Here is a 19,072-nt window from a genome sequence, read left to right on the forward strand (position 1 = left end):
GCCTGCAGCGGGCGTTGGCGTGGCGGACGGCATTACCGGTCAACCTCGCCGAACACCAGATCGTAGGTACCGATCATCGCCACCACGTCGGCCAGCATGTGGCCGCGCACGATCGAATCGATCGAGGACAGGTGGGCGAAGCCCGGCGCGCGAAGGTGCACGCGGAACGGCTTGTTGGCGCCATCGGAGACCAGGTAGCAGCCGAACTCGCCCTTCGGCGCTTCAACGGCGGCGTAGGTTTCACCGGCAGGCACGCAATAGCCTTCGCTGAACAGCTTGAAGTGGTGGATCAGCGCTTCCATGTCGTCCTTCATGTCCTCGCGCTTGGGCGGAGCGACCTTGAAGTTCTTGACCATGACCAGGCCGGGGTTGGCCTTCAGCCATGCCACGCACTGCTTGATGATGCGGTTGGATTCGCGCATTTCGGCGATGCGGACCAGGTAACGGTCGTAGCAGTCGCCTTCCTTGCCCAGCGGGATGTCGAAATCGACGGCATCGTACTTGGCGTACGGACGCTTCTTGCGCAGGTCCCAGGCAATGCCCGAGCCACGCAGCATCACGCCGGTCATGCCCCACTGGTGGGCCAGTTCCGGGGTCACCACGCCGATTCCGACGGTACGCTGCTTCCAGATACGGTTGTCGGTCAGCAGGGTCTCGTACTCGTCGACACGACCCGGGAATTCGTTGGTGAAGTTCTCCAGGAAGTCCAGCAGCGAACCTTCGCGCGCGGCGTTGAGGTTCTTCAGGGCCTTGCCCTTGTGCCAGCGCGATTCCTTGTACTTCGGCATGTGGTCCGGCAGGTCGCGGTAGACACCGCCCGGACGGTAGTACGCCGCGTGCATGCGCGCGCCGGAGACCGCTTCATAGCAGTCCATCAGCTCTTCGCGCTCGCGGAAGGCGTACAGCATCACCGCCATCGCACCCAGATCGAGGGCGTTGGAACCCAGCCACATCAGGTGGTTGAGGATGCGGGTGATTTCATCGAACAGGGTGCGGATGTACTGCGCACGCTCCGGCGCCTCGATGCCCATCAGGGTCTCGATCGAGCGCACGTAGGCGTGCTCGTTGCACATCATCGACACGTAATCCAGGCGATCCATGTAGCCGATCGACTGGTTGAAGGGCTTGGACTCGGCCAGCTTTTCGGTACCACGGTGCAGCAGACCCACGTGCGGGTCGGCGCGCATGATGGTTTCGCCGTCCATTTCCAGGATCAGGCGCAACACACCGTGAGCGGCCGGATGCTGCGGGCCGAAGTTCATGGTGTAGTTGCGGATTTCCTGCCGGCTCTCGGCCGGGCTGCTGGCGAATGCTTCGCCGGCCTGGTGTACGTGGCTCACTTCACTGCCTCCTGCGCGCGCTCACCTTCTGCGGTCTGCAGGCGGGCGTCGTCGCGGATCACGCGCGGCACGCCGACACGCGGCTCCACCGAGGTGACCGGTTCGTAGATCACGCGCTTCTTTTCTTCGTCGTAGCGGACTTCGACATTGCCGATCAGCGGGAAGTCCTTGCGGAACGGATGACCGACGAAACCGTAGTCGGTCAGGATCCGGCGCAGGTCCGGGTGGCCTTCGAAGATCACGCCGTACAGGTCGAACGCTTCGCGCTCGAACCAGTTCAGGCCCGGCCAGATGCCGGTCAGCGAGGACACCACCGGCAGCGCTTCGTCAGGGGCGAAGCAGCGCAGGTGCATCATCAGGTTGTGCTGGTACGAACGCAGCTGGGCGACCACGGCGAACCGCTGGGTCGGCATGTGCTGCGGGCGGGCGCCGTCGGCACCGTTTTCCTCGGTGGGGAACTCGCCCCACGCGAAACGGCCCTGGGCCTTGCCTTCGACACCACGGCTGAAGCCCTGCGAGGACACATCGGCGGTGTCCCACTCGTCGGAGCCATAACCGAGATAGTCGACGCCGCAGAGATCCACGGCCTGTTCGAAACCAAACTCGTCACGCAGCGCCAGGGCGGTGGCGTGCCACTCGGCGGCAGGCACTTCCAGCGTCACTTCGCCGCGGGGTTCGACCACGATGACCTTCGCACCTGCGAAACGTGCGGAGAGTCGGTCGATGAAGGATGCTTGCTCTGCCATGGGGGCTTGGCGCGCTCTTGTCAGGTGAAGGGGTCAGCGGGCGATGGTCTGTGTACGCCAGATCTTCTTCTGCAGCTGCAGGATCCCGTACACCAGCGCCTCGGCGGTCGGCGGGCAGCCTGGGACATAGACGTCCACCGGCACCACGCGATCACAGCCGCGCACCACAGAATAGGAATAGTGGTAGTAACCACCGCCGTTGGCGCAGCTGCCCATCGAGATGACCCACTTCGGGTCCGGCATCTGGTCATAGACCTTGCGCAGCGCCGGGGCCATCTTGTTGACCAGGGTACCGGCCACGATCATCACGTCGGACTGACGCGGCGACGGGCGGAACACCACGCCGTAGCGGTCAAGGTCCAGGCGCGCGGCACCGGCATGCATCATCTCGACCGCACAGCAGGCCAGGCCGAAGGTCATCGGCCACATCGAGCCGGTACGCGCCCAGTTCAGCAGTGCGTCGACGCTGGTGGTGACGAAGCCCTTTTCCAGCAGCGGGTTGTCGCCTTCCGGCCGCAGGATGTCATCAACCCGGCCTTCCGGCGTCGGATTGTTCATGAGGCCATCGAGAGTCTGAATCACTCCCATTCCAGCGCTCCCTTCTTCCAGACGTAAATGAAACCGAGGAACAGCATGCCGACAAACAGGCCCATGGTGATGAGCGAACGCGCGCCCAGCTCCATGAAGACCTGGGTCCACGGCACGATGAAGATGATTTCCAGGTCGAAGACGATGAACTGGATCGCGATCAGGTAGTAGCGCACGTCGAACTTCATGCGCGCGTCTTCGAAGGCTTCGAAGCCGCACTCGTACGGCGACAGCTTTTCCAGATCGGGGCGGCGGGGACCGAGGAATCGGCCAACCAGCATCAGCGTAATGCCGATACCGGTGGCAACGATCAGAAACAGCAGAGACGGCAAATATTCGGCCAGCACAGCGATTCTCTCTTGCCTCTGCCGCTGCGCCTGCAGGCGCTTTGGCATGGGGGAGTGGACGGAAATCTGCCTGGCGCCTTGCGCGCCAGACGAACCCGCTTTACTTACAAATGGTGCCCAAGAGGGGACTCGAACCCCTACGACCTAAGTCGCTACCACCTCAAGGTAGTGCGTCTACCAATTCCGCCACCTGGGCAAACGATCACATCAGACTATCTTCCCGATGCGCCGCGTATTGTAACCGGCTTCAGTGTTTCTGGGAGCCTTCCGAAGCCTTTTCTTCACCAGAAACCGAAGATTCCGCCTGAGCCGGCACAGTTGCGGCCGGAACCGGGGCGGCCGGGACCGCATCGGCCTTCGGAACGGCCGGCAATTCGCCCGCAGGGGCCGCCGGAGCGGTCACCGCCGGGGCGGACATCAGGCCCAGATCCTGCTCGGCCGCCGGGCGGGTGCCGTGACCGGCATACCAGGCCATGAAGAGGCTGATGCCGAAGAACACGACTGCCAGCCACTTGGTCGACTTGGACAGGAAGTTCGAAGCGCCGCGCGCACCGAACACCGTACCCGAGGCACCGGCGCCAAAGCCCGAACCCGCCGCCGCACCCGAACCACGCTGCATCAGGATCAGCGCGATCATGGCCACAGCGACCAGCACGTAGACGACATTGAGGATCAACATCAGCATTGAAAACCGCCCTCGGACAATACTTCTAGGATTAGTTCGCGGCCGCCGCCCGTGCGATGGCCAGGAAGTCCGCGGCCACCAGGGAGGCGCCACCGACCAGCCCACCATCGACATCCGGCTGCGCGAACAGTTCCCCGGCATTGTCGGGCTTCACGCTACCGCCGTAAACAATGGGCAGTGAATCAGCAATTCTAGCATCGATACGCGCGACTTCGCCACGAATGAACGCGTGCACCTGCTGTGCCTGCTCCTTGGTCGCGGTGCGGCCGGTACCGATGGCCCAGACCGGCTCGTAGGCAACCACGGCCTTGGCGAAACCGGCCGCACCGACCAGCTCCAGCACCGGCGCCAGCTGGCTGGCGATGACCACATTGGTCTGCCCGGCCTCGCGCTGCTCCAGGGTCTCGCCCACGCACAGCACCGGCACCAGGCCGGCATGCTGGGCGGCGGCGAACTTGCGGGCGACCAGCTCGCTGCTTTCATGATGGTACTGGCGGCGCTCGGAATGACCGACCAGGCCGTAGCGGGCACCGACCTCGACCAGCATCGCCGCGCAGACCTCGCCGGTATAGGCCCCCTTCTCGTTGCTGCTCACGTCCTGCGCGCCAAAAGCAAGGCCGGTGTCGCCGAAGTCCTCGACCAGCTCCCCCAGGTACGGCAGCGGCGGCAGGATCACCACGTCCACCCCCTCCAGCGGCAGCCCGGCGGCCACCTGCCCCAGCAGTTCATTGGCGAATTGACGGCTGCCATGCAGCTTCCAGTTTCCGGCGACGATCTTGCGGCGCATGAGCGGGTGGCTCCTGTGTGAAATCAGCCGGTCATGATACCCGCTGCGGCAAAAATTCGTTTCTTTGTAAGCGGTTACATGGAGTTTCAGCCAACGGCGCAGCCCCTCGTGGCGGGGGTTGGGTTGGTCGCGGAGAGCCCGGTTGGATTTGGGGCTTGGCCGGGCGGGTGGGACTGCGCAGGGGTCGCTGCAAGTCCCCCTCCGGGGCCCGGCCCAGCCGCTGGCGGCTGTGCGTTCGGGCGCTTGCGAAGCAGTGCTTCGCAAGCAAAGCGCCCTCACCCATGTAAGCTCGGTCGCCGCTTGCTCGTGTGCGCTGTCCTGCGCACACGGCAAGACCGGGGTTGGGCGTCCTGCCCAACCCGCCCGAGGCATGCCTCGGGCCCATGCGGCTCACGCCCCTGCGCAGCCCCACCCGCCCGGCCTCTGACACATTCCGGCGGTTCCGCCCGCCACGGAAAGAAAAAGAAGAGCAAGAGCAAAGGCAAAAGCTGCATTCCGGTTGCTGCCGGTTGCCCCCCCTACCCCACTTCGATCTGACAGATGTGTCGACCAAGGTCGACACCTACCAGGAGCCACCCGCACCCACCGTCACCGGGAATCTGTCGAAGGCAGGGAGGTGTCGGATGGCGGGGTGTCCGCGGCATGGATGCCGCGGCCAAGCCCCCAGGGATGGGTTTACGGCGTCCCCGCCATCCGACACCGCCCCGCCTCCCCACGCAGAAACCCAGAGCCGCTTTTGGCTTTGGCTTTGGCCTTTGGCCTCTGCGGGTGCAGGGCGCAGCCCTGCCGAACACCCTCCGCTGCGCTCGCCGGGCATGGCCCGGCGCTACCCGTAATGAAAAAGCCGCCTTTCGGCGGCTTCTTCATTACTTCAGCTTGATCTCGCGCAGGCGTTCTTCAAGGAAGCCGTGGGCGGTGATCGCTTCCGGGTACCGGCTCGGATTGTCCGGGGTGATGCACGACGGCAGCACGTCGATCAGGAAGTCCGGGTTCGGGTGCAGGAAGAACGGCACCGAGTAACGCGGCTGGCGCGCCAGCTCACCCGGGGGGTTGACCACGCGGTGAATGGTCGACGGATACACATGGTTGGTCAGGCGCTGCAGCATGTCGCCGATGTTGACCACGATGGTGTCCGCGTCCGAGGTGAACGGCACCCACTCGCCATCGTGCGACTGCACTTCGAGGCCGGCGGCGCTGGCGCCGACCAGCAGGGTGATGAAGTTGATGTCGCCATGAGCGCCCGCACGCACGTTCGGGATATCGTCGGTGGTGATCGGCGGGTAATGGATCGGACGCAGGATCGAGTTGCCGAAGTTGGTCTTGTCGGCAAAGAAATTCTCCGGCAAGCCGATGTGCAGGGCCAGCGCCGAAAGCACGCGCGAACCCAGGTTATCCAGCGCCTGGTACAGGCCGTAGCCACGCTCACGGAAGCCCTCGACCTCGGTCGGCCACAGGTTCGGCGCCATCACGTCGCGGTACTTGGAGTCGTCGGCGATCTCGCGGCCGATGTGCCAGAACTCCTTCAGGTCGAAGTGCTTGGAACCCTTGGCGGTTTCAACACCGAACGGGGTGTAGCCGCGGGCGCCGCCGCTGCCGGCCACGTGGTACTTGCGCTTGACCTCATCCGGCAGGGCGAAGAAGGCCTTGAAGGCACCGTAGGCCGCGTCGATGTCGGCCTGCGGGATGCCGTGGTTGCGGATGCCCGCGAATCCCCATTGGCGGTAGGCCGCGCCCAGCTCGGCCACGAAGGCTTCGCGGTCGCTGTCGAAACGGGTGATGTCGAGGGTGGGGATCTGGCTCACAGCGGTTCCTGGCTTGTCGTTGGGTCTGGAGGGGCCTGCGCATTCATGCCCCGCCTGAACATTGTGACAGATCGCCCGGCGAACGCGACTCGATACACTCGATACAAGGAAACAAACCGATACAATGCGCGGCCCGCGCGTATTTAACGATTCCGTCACGTTGGTGTCGCGCGCGGCCCGCCCACCTGAACACGTCCGCACGATGCCCACTGCTCCAGCCAAAACCACCCGCCCTGTAGACACCGCCCGCCGCTGGCGTGGGCTGGCCTGGTGGTCGCTGTTCGTCACCGGCAATGCGATCCTGGCGGCAGTCATCACGCTCGGCAACGTGCCGCTACGCGGGAATCCCGGCGGAGGCCAGGGCCTGGCCTACCTTGCGATCGCCCTGCCCGGCCATCTGCTGGCCTTCGGCGCCCTCGCCGGCCTGCTGCCACTGCTGCTGGGCCTGTGGACGCGCAGTGCACGCACGTTGAGCATCAGCGCAGTGCTGCTGCAGGGCCTGTGGCTGTGCCTGCTGCTGGTCGATGCCAAGGTATTCACGCTGTATCGCTTCCACCTCAATGCCATGGTGGTGAACATGGTATTCGGGGGAGCACTGCAGGACCAGGTCGCATTGTCCTGGAAGACCTGGCTGCAGATCGGCCTGTTGGTGTCGGCGATCTTTACCGCTGAGGGCCTGCTGGCCTGGGCGTGCTGGAAGCTGCTGCCAGCGGCGCCGCGTCGGCGCCGGGTGCTGCAGGCCTGGGCGGTGGTCGTCCTGCTGATGGCCGGCGGCCAGGTCGCCACTGCCTACTACGATGCACGTGGCGACCGTGACGTGATCGCCCAGTGGAATTACCTGCCCTGGGCCCAGCCCATCACGGCCAAGAGCTTCATGCGCAGGCTGGGCGTGGTCAGCGAACCGCAGGTTGGGCTGCCCGATCCGCGCCATGCCCAGTTGCTGTATCCGCTGCAGCCGTTGCGCTGCCAGAATCCGCACCGCCCCAACGTGCTGATGGTGGTGCTGGAATCGCTGCGCCACGATGCACTGACGGCGGAGGTCATGCCGAATACCTCGGCGCTGGCTCAGTCCGCGCGCGTGTATGACCGCCACTTCAGCACCGGCAACGCCACCCGTTACGGTCTGTTCGGCCTGTTGTACGGCCTCCCTGGTGGTTACTGGCAGAGCATGCTGGACGAGCAGCGCGGCTCGCAGTTGTTCCAGGTGCTGGGGCAGCAGGGCTACGACCTGCACCTGTATGGCAGCGCGCCGCTGTACAGCCCCGAATTCGACCGCACCGCGTTCGCCGACGTACGCAACCAACTGCATCAGGGGCCCTCCGAGCTGGGTTCGGAGGGACGCGACCGTGCCATCGTCGCCTCGCTGCAGCAGGACATCCGCACCAGCCAGGCCGCGCACAAGCCGTGGTTCGGCTTCGTATTCCTCGATTCCACCCACGCGCCGTACCACATGCCTGCCGGGTACCCGGCTCTGGCCACGCCAATGGCCGGCGAAATCGACTTCCTCAAGTTCGGCCCCGAGCATGACCCGACCCCCGAGCTGAACCGCTACCGCACCGCCGTGCACTACGCCGACAGCCTGGTGGGCACGTTGCTGGACGACTTGCGCGCACAGGGCCTGGATCAGGACACCATCGTGCTGGTCACCGGCGACCACGCCGAGGAATTCAACGACCTCGCACTGAATTACTGGGGCCACAACGGCAACTTCTCGGATTACCAGTTGCAGGTGCCGTTCGTGCTGCACTGGCCGGGCCGGGGCAGCGCGCGCGAATCCCGCACCAGTTCGCATGAGGACTGGGTCCCGACGTTGATGCGCCACGCGCTGGGCTGCGAGAACGCGCTGACCGACTTCAGCACCGGCCAGGATCTGTTGGCCGAGCCCAGCGGCGAACGTGCACTGGTGGTGGAAAGCTGGTCGCAACGCGCTGTCCGCCATGGCAACGCCATCTATGTGTTCGACAAGTTCGGCAACGCAACCGCTCTGGATCTGCAGTACCGCGCGCTGCCGCAGCAGGCCCCGGATGCCACCGCCGTCCGTACCGCATGGGAAGCGCTGACCCGCTTCCGCAACCGCTGACCACAGAGGATGGTTTCCATGAAACGCCCGCTGCGCATCCTGCATACCGAGGCCGCCAAGGGCATGGGTGGGCAGGAAATCTACATCTTCCGCCACATGCAGGTGATGCGTGCGCGCGGCCATGAGGTATCCCTGCTGTGTCAGCCCGATGCACGCCTGGCCCAGCTGGCACGTGATGATGGATTCACCGTACACACCCTGCGCATGGGTGGCCTGGCCCGACTGCTGCGTGGCATCTGGTCGGTATCACGACTGGTGCGCCGCGAGCGCTACGACGTGGTCAATACCACCAGCCGCCGCGATGCACTGATCGCCGCCGCCGGCGCACGCCTGGGTGGAACCCCGCTCGTGGTGCGCTCGCGCCATCTGATGAGCCCGGTCAACTCGCTGCTGACGTATACCAGGCTTCCCCACCGGATCATCACCGTCAGCGACTTCGTCAAGCGGTTGCTGGTCGACCGCGGCATCGCTGCCGAGCATATTGGCATCGTGCCGCCGATGGCGACGCCGCCACGCTGGGACGCCTCCGAGCAGAGCGATCCCTGGACGAGACTGCAGGAGACCCGCGCGCACGTGCGTGCTGAACTCGGTTTCGCCGAGCATGACATCGTGATTGGCTGCGTGGCCGTGCTGCGCGAACCCAAGGGCCATGCCGAACTGCTGCGCGCCATTGCGCCTTTGTGCAAGGCCAACCCCGATCTGCACCTGGCCGTGGTCGGAGACGGAGAGCCAGTAATGGGCCGGCTGCTGGCCCTGCGCAGCGAACTCGGCCTGGAGCAGCAGGTGCATCTGCTCGGCTTCCGCAGCGAGGCTCATCGACTGATGGCGGGCTTCGACATCTTCGCCCTGGCGACCCACAAGGAAGCTTCGGGAACAGTTTTCCTGGAAGCCGCGCAGGCAGCACTGCCAATCGTCTCGCACCGCGTTGGCGGCGTGCCTGAAATGCTGGTGGAAGGCAGCAATGCCATCCTCACCCGGCTGGGCGATGAAGCGGCCCTCACCGGCGCGTTGCGGTTGCTGGTGGAGGATCAGGAGCGTCGACGACAGATGGGCCGTGCCGGCTGGGACTGGATCCGCACCACCTCGCGCTTCAGCACGGCCGGTCATGGCGAGGCGACCGAGAATTATTACCTGCAATGGTTGAAGGAGCTGGGTCATGGCTAACGCCCGAACCGTACCGGTGCTGATGCACCACCATGTCAGCAACTCACCTGGCATGATCACCGTATCCCCGGAGAACTTCGAGAGCCAGATCGCGTGGCTTGCACGTACCGGCTGGACGTCATTGACGCTGGACCAGTACGCCGGCTTCCTCGCCGGCAAACCGGTACCGCGCAAGTCGATCGTGATCACGTTCGACGACGGCTATCTGGACAACTGGGTCTATGCCCATCCGATCCTGCAGAAGTACGGCATGCATGCGGTGGTATTCGTGGTCACCGGCTGGATGCATGAAGGTCCGGCGCGCCCGCACGCAGGCATCGAAGGCGCCCAGCTGCCGGCTACGCCGGAGCATCGTGCCTGCGAAGACCTGATCTACAAGCAGGGCCGCAGCGACGAAGTGATGATGCGCTGGAGCGAAGCACGCGCCGCGATCGAGGCCGGCACGTTCGAGGTCCACTGCCATACCCACAGCCACACCCGCTGGCTGAAGCGTGATGATCTGGATCGCGCACAACGCCGGGAAGGCATCAGTGGCGATCTGGCGATGGCCAAGCAAACGCTGCTCGAGAAGCTCGGCGAGGTCTCCGACACGCTGTGCTGGCCTTATGGCGACTTCGACGATGACTACATCGAGGTGGCGCGCGAACAGGGCTTCCGCTATCTGCACACCACCCATCCATTTGGCCGCAACGTGGTTGGTGGAGATCCAGAGCGCATCTACCGCTTTGCGATCCGCAACCGCCCGGCCAGCTGGCTGCGCAAGCGCATCGCCTGGAGTTACAACCCGCTGATTGCACCGATCTTCAACAGTTTCAAGGCGCGGCAGAAGAAGATGGTGCCGGGCCCGTAAACGGCGGTTCCATCCCGGTGTTCATCAGCACCCGATTCTCGAATGGATTCCAAGGAACAGTGAAGGCAATGAACATTCTGGTGACCGGCGGCGCTGGCTACATCGGCTCACATGCATGCGTCGAGCTGCAGCAGCAGGGGCATCGCGTGGTCATCGTGGATTCGCTGTGCAACAGCGACGCCAGCGTCGTCGAGCGTATCGGACAGATCACCGGTACGGCGCCGGTGTTCGTGCAGACGGACATCCGTGATCGACCGCGTATGGCCACCCTGATGCGGCAGCATGCGATCGATGCTGTGCTGCATTTTGCGGCGCTCAAATCCGTGGGCGAATCGCAGAAGGTGCCCCTGCAGTACTTCGACAGCAACATCAGCGGCACCATTGCCCTGCTCGGTGCAATGCAGGATTCGGGGGTGGCGTTGCTGGTCTTCAGCTCCTCCGCCACTGTGTACGGCAACCAGGAGCACTGCCCGGTGGCCGAATCCGCTTCAACCTGTGCAATGACGCCCTATGGGCGTACCAAGCTGGTGGTGGAGCAGCTGCTTGCCGACCTGATCGCCACGGGCCCGGACCTGCACGTGGCGACGCTTCGCTACTTCAACCCGGTCGGCGCCCATGACACTGCATTGATCGGCGAGCTGCCGCACGGCACGCCGAGCAACCTGATGCCCTACATCGCGCAGGTTGCCGCCGGGCTGCTGCCGGAAGTCCAGGTCTTCGGTGATGACTATCCGACCCACGACGGCACCGGTGTACGCGACTACATCCACGTCCAGGATGTAGCCAACGCCCATGTACTGGCCCTGCAGTTCCTGCGCGACGAACGGCGCAGCATCACACTCAACCTCGGTACCGGCCAGGGTCACAGCGTGCTGGAGCTGATCCAGGCCTTCGAGCACACCACCGGAATTCGGATTCCGTTCCGCATCGTTCCGCGACGCAATGGTGACATCGCCGTCAGCTTCGCCGACGCCTCGCTGGCACTGCGCGAGCTGGGCTGGAAGGCCCGGCACACGTTGGCCGATATGTGTCGTGACACATGGAAGTGGCAGAGAGAAATGCCGGCCCAAGCGCCAACGACATCCCGATGAACGAACCGCTGTGCCTGCCTGCGCCGTGACGCAGGCAGGTACCACCGGTCAAAAGAGACGCCTGGGCCCGCTCTGCACGATCTCACCGCGGGTATTGCCGCTACTCGTCACGGGAGGCCGGCCGCGCATTGCCCGGATCGCTTGGACGCTACATCCGCGGGTGATCCCAATACGCGCACTTCGGCTCCTATCGAGGTTCCAGGTTACCCCGTCACCAGACTCAGGCGGCGGCTTCGCGCACCGCGGCAGACAGGCGATCGAGCGTCTCCTGCATCAGTGTCGCGTCATCGGCCTCGACCGTGACCCGCACCACCGGTTCGGTACCGGACGGACGCAGGAACGCACGACCACGACCGGCCACCGCATGCTGCGCGTCGGCAAGCGCGGACTGCACACTTTCAGCCTGCACCGTGGCCTTGGCCGAGACATTGCCCAGCCGCACGTTGACCGTCTTCTGCGGCACCCGCACCAGCCCCTTCAGCGCCTGGCGCAGGGTCTGGCCGTTGTTGCGCAGCGCTACCAGCACCTGCAGGGCACTGACGATGCCATCGCCGGTGGTGGCCCGATCCAGGCACAGCAGGTGCCCCGACGCTTCACCGCCGAGCACGCCACCACCTTCGGTCAGCGCCTGGTGCACGTAGCGGTCACCGACGTTGCTGCGCAGGAACGGAATCTGCAGATCGGCGAAGGCCTTCTCCACACCGTAGTTGCTCATCAGCGTACCGACCACCGGACCGCGCAGGCGACCTTCGTCCTTCCACGCACGCGCCAGGATGTACAGCAGATCATCACCGTCGACTGGATTGCCCTGGTCGTCGGCCATCAGCACGCGGTCGCCATCGCCATCGAAGGCGATGCCGAGATCGGCGCGGGTCTCGCGGACCTTGGCTGCCAGGTTGTCGATGTGGGTGGAACCGACGCCGGCGTTGATGTTGACGCCGTTGGGTTCAGCACCGATACCGATCACTTCCGCACCCAGCTCACGGAACAGCAGCGGTGCGATCTGGTAGGTGGCCCCATGCGCACAGTCCAGGACCAGGCGCACGCCACGCAGGTCGAATGCACGCGGCACGCTGGCCTTGCAGAATTCGATGTAGCGGCCAACCGCCTCACGTGCGCGCGAGGCCTTGCCCAGCTTCTCCGATTCAGCAGTGGTGAACGGCACATCCAGTGCCGCTTCCAGCGCCAGTTCGGTGGCATCGTCGAGCTTCTCGCCCTGGGCGGAGAAGAACTTGATGCCGTTGTCGTAGTGCGGATTGTGCGAAGCACTGATGACGATGCCGGCATCCACGCCCAGCGTGCGGGTCAGGAAGGCCACGGCCGGGGTCGGCATCGGGCCCAGCAACTGCACGTCTGCGCCGGCAGCGACCAGTCCGGCCTCCAGCGCCGCTTCGAACATGTAGCCGGAAATGCGGGTGTCCTTGCCGATGATCACGATCGGCCGGCGCCCATCCTGGCCACGCTGGGCCACCAGCACCCGGCCCAGGGCGTTGCCCAGACGCAACACGAAGTCGGCCGAGATCACGCCCTGGCCGACCCGCCCACGGATGCCATCAGTACCGAAGTACTTGCGGCCTCCCATCAGGCCACCTCCGGCGCCGGCTGACGGCCCAGCATCGCCAGCAGGTCGGCGAGACGGTCACGCATTTCACGGCGGTCGCAGATCTGGTCGATGGCGCCGTGCTCGAGCAGGAACTCCGAACGCTGGAAGCCTTCCGGCAGCTTTTCACGCACGGTCTGTTCGATCACGCGCGGGCCGGCGAAACCGATCAGTGCCTGCGGCTCGGCGATGTTGATATCGCCCAGCATCGCAAACGATGCCGACACGCCACCGGTGGTCGGGTGGGTCAGCACCGAAATGAACGGCAGGCCGGCTTCACGCAGCTTGCCCAGCGCCGCCGAGGTCTTGGCCATCTGCATCAGCGAGAACAGGCCTTCCTGCATACGCGCCCCGCCACTCTGCGAGAAGCACACATAAGGAGCGCCGATCTCGACTGCGGTTTCGGCAGCCAGCGAGAAACGCTCACCCACCACCGAACCCATCGAGCCGCCCATGAAGGCGAAGTCGAACGACGAGGCCACCAGCGCACGGCCCTTGAGCAGGCCGCGCATGGCGATCAGCGCGTCGTACTCACCGGTGTTCTTCTGCGCGATCTTGATGCGCTCGCTGTACTTCTTCTGGTCCTTGAACTTGAGCAGGTCGGTCGGGCCCAGGCGCGCAGCGATCTCGGTGGTGCTGTCGGCGTCGAACAACGTCGCCAGGCGCGCACGTGCACGGATCGCCATGTGGTGGCCGCACTTCGGGCAGACCTCCAGGTTCTCTTCCAGTTCCGGCCGGTACAACGCGCTGCCGCAGTTGCTGCACTTTTCCCACAGGCCCTCGGGGACACTGCGCTTCTTGCTGGGGGTGTTGTCGGTGCGGATGCCGGACGGCATCAACTTGCTGAGCCAACTCATGCGGGAGGACACTTCCGTTCAGGGCGGCCCAAGGGCCGCAAAGGCGGACAGTCTAGCTCCGCTTTCCCTGCCCGTGCACCCCCTGTGCGACCGGCGGAAGGCCGGAAAAAACCATGCTGGGACGTACGTTTAGCGCGGCAACGCCGTGCGGGTAGCGCCGGGCCATGCCCGGCGGATACCCTTGCGCCCCGCACCGCCGGGCATGGCCCGGCGCTACCGCTACTGGTCCAGCGCCTGCCGCAGCGGGGCCAGGAAGGCAGCGGCACGCTGCGCGGCCTGTTCTACCGAGCCCGCCTCAGCCAGGGCAGCGACCAGCGCGCTGCCGACCACCACGCCATCGGCCTGGCGGGCCATGGCCGCGGCACTGGCTGCATCCTTGATGCCGAAGCCTGCCACCACCGGCACCGTGGCGCGCGCGCGGAGGGCCTGCAGCCGAGCGCTTGCGGCATCGCTGTCCAGTCGCTCGGAGGCACCGGTGACGCCGGCGAAGCTGACGTAGTAAAGGTAACCACGCGCCAATGCCAACAGCTTGTCGGCACGTGCCTCGCTGGTGGTCGGCGAGGCCAGCAGCACCAGCGCCAGGCCGGCTGCATCGAAGGCCTGCTGCGCCTCACCGGCTTCTTCCGGCGGCAGGTCGACCAGCAGCACGCCATCGACGCCAGCGTCCACGGCGGCGCTGGCAAATGCTGCGTAGCCATGGATCTCCACCGGGTTCAGGTAGCCCATCAGTACCACCGGGGTCTGCGCGTCGCGCTCGCGGAACTGCGCCACCGCCTGCAGCACGTAACGGCTGCCAGCACCGCGTGCCAGCGCGCGCTCGGAGCTGCGCTGGATGGTTGGGCCGTCGGCCATCGGGTCGGAGAACGGCACGCCCAGCTCAATCACATCGGCACCGGCGCCGACCAGTGCATGCATCACCGGCACGGTCGCCTCCAGCGAGGGATCGCCGGCGGTGATGAAAGGGATCAGCGCCTTGCGCTGCTGCGCGCGCAGGCGCTGGAAACAGGCATCGAGTCGGGAAACAGGCATCTCAGGCACATCCTTCAATCAGTTCAATCGCATCGCTGGTCCCCCAGTACATCTGGATGACCCTCCCTTCAAACAGTTCCACGCGGATGCCAAGGGCCGAGCCCGGGTCCTGCCAGGTCAGGTATTCGCCCTGCTCGCCATCGTAGGCATGCGGGCTGGACACAGGCGGCTTCGGAAACCGGGCAACCGCCTGGGCACGGGTCATGCCGACACGCAGGCCGAACGGGCCCGGCTGCTGGGTCGGCGCCCCGCTCTCCGGATCCAGGCCGAGGTCGAAGCGGACCACACGATCTTCGTCGGTCATCATCGACACGCCGGGCGGCAGCCCCTTGCCGTCGTAGTACTCGCAGCTTCCGCCAATGGCCTCGACCGCCCCTTGTGCCGTCCACGGCCCGAATGCCTTCAGATCGGTCATGTGCTGCCCGATCAGCACCTCGCCGGCATGGTCCAGCGCCACCGAGACCACCGCCGGCGCGTCATCGCTGTTGGTCTCTTCCGTGGAGGGCGGATCGTCGATCGGCGTGCGCGCCATCGGGTCGAGGTCATCATTGGCCGCCGGTTGCTGCACCGGTTGCGTGGTGGCCTTGGCCGCCGGTGCCAGCACCGGCGGTTCCGGCGGCTGGCATGCCGCCAGGCCCAAGGCCAGCAGAAGCACACCGCTGCTTCGCAGCCGCGCGCTCACAGCACCAGGCCTTCGCGCGCGGCGATGGTATGCACGTCCTTGTCGCCACGGCCGGACAGATTGCACAGCACGATCTGGTCACGCGGTCGCTCACGCGCCAGCTTCATCGCCTGCGCCAGCGCGTGGCTGGATTCCAGCGCCGGCAGGATGCCCTCGGTGTGCGCCAGCAGATGGAAGGCCTGCAGGGCCTCCTCATCGGTGATGCCGAGGTAACGCGCGCGGCCGCTGTCGGCCAGGAACGCGTGCTCCGGGCCGACGCCCGGGTAGTCCAGGCCGGCCGACACCGAATGAGTCTCGATGATCTGGCCATCGTCATCGCACAGCACGTAGGTGCGGTTGCCATGCAGTACGCCCGGGCGACCGGCAGCAATCGAGGCCGCATGGCGGCCGGTATGGATGCCATCACCGGCGGCTTCGGCACCGACGATCTCGACCTGACGATCGTTGAGGAAGGCATGGAACAGGCCGATCGCATTGCTGCCGCCGCCAACGCAGGCGGTGATCGCATCGGGCAGGCGACCGTATTCGGCCAGCATCTGCTCACGCGCTTCGCGGCCGACGATGGCGTTGAAGTCACGCACCATGCGCGGGTACGGATCCGGGCCGGCCACCGTACCGATGATGTAGAAGGTGTCCTGCACGTTGGTCACCCAGTCGCGCATCGCTTCGTTGAGCGCGTCCTTCAGGGTGGCCGAGCCGGAGGTGACCGGCACCACCGTCGCGCCCAGCAGCTTCATGCGGTAGACGTTGATCTTCTGCCGCTCGATGTCGGTGGCGCCCATGTACACCACGCATTCCAGGCCCAGGCGTGCGGCGACGGTGGCACTGGCCACGCCATGCTGGCCGGCGCCTGTCTCGGCGATGATGCGCTTCTTGCCCATCCGCGCGGCCAGCAGGGCCTGGCCGATGGTGTTGTTGATCTTATGCGCGCCGGTGTGGTTCAGGTCCTCGCGCTTGAGCAGGATCTGCGCACCGCCGACATGGTCGCTCAGGCGCTGGGCGTGGTAGATCGGGCTCGGCCGGCCCACGTAATGGGCCAGGTCGCGGTCATAGGCCAGCTGGAATTCGGGGTCCTGGCGGGCCTGGTCATAGGCCTGCGCCAGTTCCTGCAGCGGGCCGACCAGGGTTTCGGCGACGAAGCTGCCGCCGTAGCGGCCGAAGTGGCCCTGGGCATCCGGGAAGGCGTGGTAGTCGGCAATGGGGGAGGCAGACATGGAAGCGACCGCTGGTTCGAGACAGGTGGATACTCTAGCGCACGGGTCGTGACCGGAAAATGGATATTATCTGGCGCATATCGTCAGGAAATCTCACATGAACCGCTCCCTGCTGCCGCCCCTCAATGCGCTGCGTGCGTTCGAAGCCACTGCCCGGCTTGGCGGCGTTGGGCGCGCCGCACAGGACCTGCATGTCACCCACGGCGCGGTCAGCCGGCAGCTGAAGCTGCTCGAGGACCATCTGGGCCTGGCCCTGTTCCAGCGGGCCGGTCGTGGCCTGCGCCTGACCGCCGCGGGCACTCGCCTGCAGGCTGCGTGCAGTGACGCCTTCACTGGCATCGAGGATTGCGTGCGCGAGCTGCGACGGCCGGCAGCTTCTCCGGCGCTGGTGCTGGGTTGCAGTGGCAGCGTGCTCGCGCGCTGGATGATCCCGCGCCTGCCCACGCTGCAGGCCGCCCTGCCCGGCGTGCGCCTGCAATGGTCGGCGCTGGACGGCAGCTTCACCGATGCGCAGGCGGCACTGGATGCGGTGCTGCTGCTTGCGCAGGGACCGTGGCCACGCGGTTGGCAGGTGCGCGAACTGGCACCGGAACGGGTCGGCGTGGTGGTGGCCCCCTCGCATCCTGCGGCACTGCGCCTGCGCCACGTGCCGCCGTCTGCACTACTGCAGGAGACACTGCTGCACACCAGCTCACGGCCACAAGCGTGGCCAGCCTGGGCGCAGGCGCATGGTCTGGAGACGTCCAGACTGCAGCTGGGCACCGCCTTCGAGCACCTGTACTACCTGCTTGAGGCGGCCGTAGCCGGGCTGGGCCCTGCGATCGCGCCCGAGCCGTTGGTCGCGGAGGATCTGGCGGCGGGCCGGCTGGTCGCGCCGTGGGGGTTTGCCGCCACCGGTGGCTTCTGGGTGCTGGCGCGACCGGATGGCCCGGCCGATGCGCGCGTGGATGCGCTGGCCGACTGGCTGGGTCAGCAACTTCGTTGACAACGAGAAAGGGGACGGAGGAAATCAAGTCGTATGTGGCGTATACGACTTAATCCCCTCCGTCCCCTTTTTCCACTTCAGGGTGCGGTGGGAGCGGCCAGCCGCTGCTGCAGGTCCTCGCGCAGGCGCGACAGCTCCACTTCCGCCTGCTGCCGCTGCTGCATCCCCTCACGATGGATGCTGCGTACTTCTTCCACTGTCGCGATCAGCTGATCATGCACATGGCGCAGCGTGGCCACGTCGATCACCCCACGCTGGTTGCTGCGTGCGGTATCCACCGAGGCCTGGCGCAACAGGTCGGCATTGCGGCGCATCAGTTCGTTGGTCGCATCGTCGATGGCGTTGGCCAGCTCGGCGGCATTCTTCTGCTCGCCCAGCGACAACTGGATCGCGAACTGGCGCTTCCACGAGGGGATGGTGATGTCGCGGACGGTGTTGAATTTCTCGATCAGCTGCAGTGCGTTGGCCTGGATCAGGCGGATCATCGGCAACGATTGGTCGGCCGCGTGCTGCATCAGCTGCAGGTCGGACACGCGCTTCTCGATCAGGCGGATCGCATTGTCGATCTCACTCTGGCGAATACGTTGCTGCGGATCTTCGCTGCCCTGCCCCAGCAACTGCTCGGACTGCAGCTGGGCCAGGCGCTGCTTGCCGGCGGCGGCATACAGTCCCAGCGCATGACGTTCTTCGCGGACGATGTCGTGCATGCGGTCGAAATCAGTGACCCGCTTGCCCATCAGCGCCTGCTGCGCGCCGACGTCGCCGAGCAGCTGCTCGATCTGCGCATTGGTATCGCTGAACTTCTGCACCAGCTCGCCCTTGGACGAACGCAGGCGATCGATCAGGCCACCGATCAGCGGCACTTTCGAGCGCTGGGAGAAGCCATCAAGTTTCAGTTCACGGGCGATGCGCACTACTTCACCCAGCTTTTCGCCGTTGGCATCCAGGTCACGATTGCGCACCTGATCCAACAGCTGACTGGAGAACGCCGTGGTCCGGGCAGCCGCCTCGCGCCCGAACACCTGCAGGTTGCCTGGGCGCAGGTCCTCCAGTTCGCGGCCGATCTCGGCGATGCGCGGCAGGTCGTCGCGCACCAGGCCCAGGGCCTTCAGGGTGCTGTCGTCAATCTCGGCGGCGGTCGTCGTGGCAGGCACGAGGGTTCCGGGGGTCTGGCTGTCCTGGGTCATCGGGCGGTGTCCTTGCAGTGGAAAAGCGGCAGCGGCGG

At 65.6% G+C, this 19,072-nt stretch carries 18 protein-coding genes and 1 tRNA gene; 5 read left to right on the top strand and 14 right to left on the bottom strand.

Annotation, left to right across the window (positions count from 1 at the left end):
• Positions 1-32 precede the first annotated feature (32 nt).
• From AC3ITW_RS15640 to AC3ITW_RS15675, 8 genes are all read right to left on the bottom strand, one after another.
• Complete coding sequence (locus AC3ITW_RS15640) at positions 33-1,340, bottom strand: NADH-quinone oxidoreductase subunit D (RefSeq protein ID WP_100435050.1); 1,308 nt, start codon at positions 1,338-1,340, stop codon at positions 33-35.
• Entirely contained in the window at positions 1,337-2,086 is a 750-nt protein-coding gene (locus AC3ITW_RS15645) for an NADH-quinone oxidoreductase subunit C (protein ID WP_005410462.1), read from the bottom strand. The genes AC3ITW_RS15640 and AC3ITW_RS15645 overlap by 4 nt, the downstream gene beginning before the upstream one ends.
• 33 nt (positions 2,087-2,119) lie before the next feature.
• The gene (locus AC3ITW_RS15650) at positions 2,120-2,674 is read right to left on the bottom strand and encodes a NuoB/complex I 20 kDa subunit family protein (protein ID WP_005410463.1); all 555 of its coding nucleotides are present in this window, start codon (positions 2,672-2,674) and stop codon (positions 2,120-2,122) included.
• Entirely contained in the window at positions 2,665-3,021 is a 357-nt protein-coding gene (locus AC3ITW_RS15655; protein ID WP_008265012.1) for an NADH-quinone oxidoreductase subunit A, read from the bottom strand. The genes AC3ITW_RS15650 and AC3ITW_RS15655 overlap by 10 nt, the downstream gene beginning before the upstream one ends.
• A gap of 111 nt (positions 3,022-3,132) precedes the next feature.
• Positions 3,133-3,217 (bottom strand) — tRNA-Leu (locus AC3ITW_RS15660).
• Positions 3,218-3,268: 51 nt separating this feature from the next.
• The gene (secG, locus tag AC3ITW_RS15665) at positions 3,269-3,706 is read right to left on the bottom strand and encodes a preprotein translocase subunit SecG (RefSeq protein ID WP_012511711.1); all 438 of its coding nucleotides are present in this window, start codon (positions 3,704-3,706) and stop codon (positions 3,269-3,271) included.
• Positions 3,707-3,737: 31 nt separating this feature from the next.
• On the bottom strand, positions 3,738-4,493 hold the full coding sequence (gene tpiA / locus AC3ITW_RS15670; protein WP_012511712.1) for a triose-phosphate isomerase: 756 nt from the start codon (positions 4,491-4,493) through the stop codon (positions 3,738-3,740).
• A gap of 866 nt (positions 4,494-5,359) precedes the next feature.
• Positions 5,360-6,295: an isopenicillin N synthase family dioxygenase gene (locus AC3ITW_RS15675; RefSeq protein WP_012511713.1), complete on the bottom strand. Its 936-nt coding sequence runs from the start codon at positions 6,293-6,295 to the stop codon at positions 5,360-5,362.
• A 202-nt stretch (positions 6,296-6,497) separates the two neighbouring features.
• Between AC3ITW_RS15675 and AC3ITW_RS15680 the strand changes: the two genes are divergently transcribed.
• From AC3ITW_RS15680 to galE, 4 genes are all read left to right on the top strand, one after another.
• Positions 6,498-8,375: a DUF3413 domain-containing protein gene (locus AC3ITW_RS15680; RefSeq protein ID WP_012511714.1), complete on the top strand. Its 1,878-nt coding sequence runs from the start codon at positions 6,498-6,500 to the stop codon at positions 8,373-8,375.
• 18 nt (positions 8,376-8,393) lie between these two features.
• Entirely contained in the window at positions 8,394-9,539 is a 1,146-nt protein-coding gene (locus AC3ITW_RS15685; RefSeq protein ID WP_489389708.1) for a glycosyltransferase family 4 protein, read from the top strand.
• On the top strand, positions 9,532-10,389 hold the full coding sequence (locus AC3ITW_RS15690) for a polysaccharide deacetylase family protein (protein WP_006381146.1): 858 nt from the start codon (positions 9,532-9,534) through the stop codon (positions 10,387-10,389). Before AC3ITW_RS15685 ends, AC3ITW_RS15690 begins: the two co-directional genes overlap by 8 nt.
• Positions 10,390-10,457: 68 nt before the next feature.
• Entirely contained in the window at positions 10,458-11,480 is a 1,023-nt protein-coding gene (gene galE, locus AC3ITW_RS15695) for a UDP-glucose 4-epimerase GalE (RefSeq protein ID WP_012511716.1), read from the top strand.
• A 220-nt stretch (positions 11,481-11,700) separates the two neighbouring features.
• Here galE and glmM read toward each other — a convergent pair whose 3' ends face one another.
• From glmM to trpB, 5 genes are all read right to left on the bottom strand, one after another.
• The gene (gene glmM / locus AC3ITW_RS15700) at positions 11,701-13,062 is read right to left on the bottom strand and encodes a phosphoglucosamine mutase (RefSeq protein ID WP_065724335.1); all 1,362 of its coding nucleotides are present in this window, start codon (positions 13,060-13,062) and stop codon (positions 11,701-11,703) included.
• A complete protein-coding gene (accD, locus tag AC3ITW_RS15705) occupies positions 13,062-13,937 on the bottom strand; it encodes an acetyl-CoA carboxylase, carboxyltransferase subunit beta (RefSeq protein ID WP_100435054.1) in 876 nt (291 codons plus the stop codon). The genes glmM and accD overlap by 1 nt, the downstream gene beginning before the upstream one ends.
• A 219-nt stretch (positions 13,938-14,156) precedes the next feature.
• Positions 14,157-14,966, bottom strand: a complete 810-nt coding sequence (trpA, locus tag AC3ITW_RS15710; protein WP_065724336.1) for a tryptophan synthase subunit alpha — start codon at positions 14,964-14,966, stop codon at positions 14,157-14,159.
• Position 14,967: 1 nt separating this feature from the next.
• On the bottom strand, positions 14,968-15,648 hold the full coding sequence (locus AC3ITW_RS15715; protein WP_012511718.1) for a hypothetical protein: 681 nt from the start codon (positions 15,646-15,648) through the stop codon (positions 14,968-14,970).
• The gene (trpB, locus tag AC3ITW_RS15720; protein ID WP_006381255.1) at positions 15,645-16,862 is read right to left on the bottom strand and encodes a tryptophan synthase subunit beta; all 1,218 of its coding nucleotides are present in this window, start codon (positions 16,860-16,862) and stop codon (positions 15,645-15,647) included. Before trpB ends, AC3ITW_RS15715 begins: the two co-directional genes overlap by 4 nt.
• A 97-nt stretch (positions 16,863-16,959) precedes the next feature.
• On the opposite strand from trpB, the gene AC3ITW_RS15725 reads away from it, so the two are divergent.
• Positions 16,960-17,847, top strand: a complete 888-nt coding sequence (locus AC3ITW_RS15725; RefSeq protein WP_100435055.1) for a LysR family transcriptional regulator — start codon at positions 16,960-16,962, stop codon at positions 17,845-17,847.
• A 77-nt stretch (positions 17,848-17,924) separates the two neighbouring features.
• Here AC3ITW_RS15725 and AC3ITW_RS15730 read toward each other — a convergent pair whose 3' ends face one another.
• Positions 17,925-19,034 carry a toxic anion resistance protein gene (locus AC3ITW_RS15730; protein ID WP_012511721.1) on the bottom strand — a complete coding sequence of 370 codons (1,110 nt, stop codon included), beginning with the start codon at positions 19,032-19,034 and terminating at the stop codon, positions 17,925-17,927.
• Positions 19,035-19,072 lie beyond the last annotated feature (38 nt).

Source organism: Stenotrophomonas sp. KH_052 (assembly GCF_057838755.1).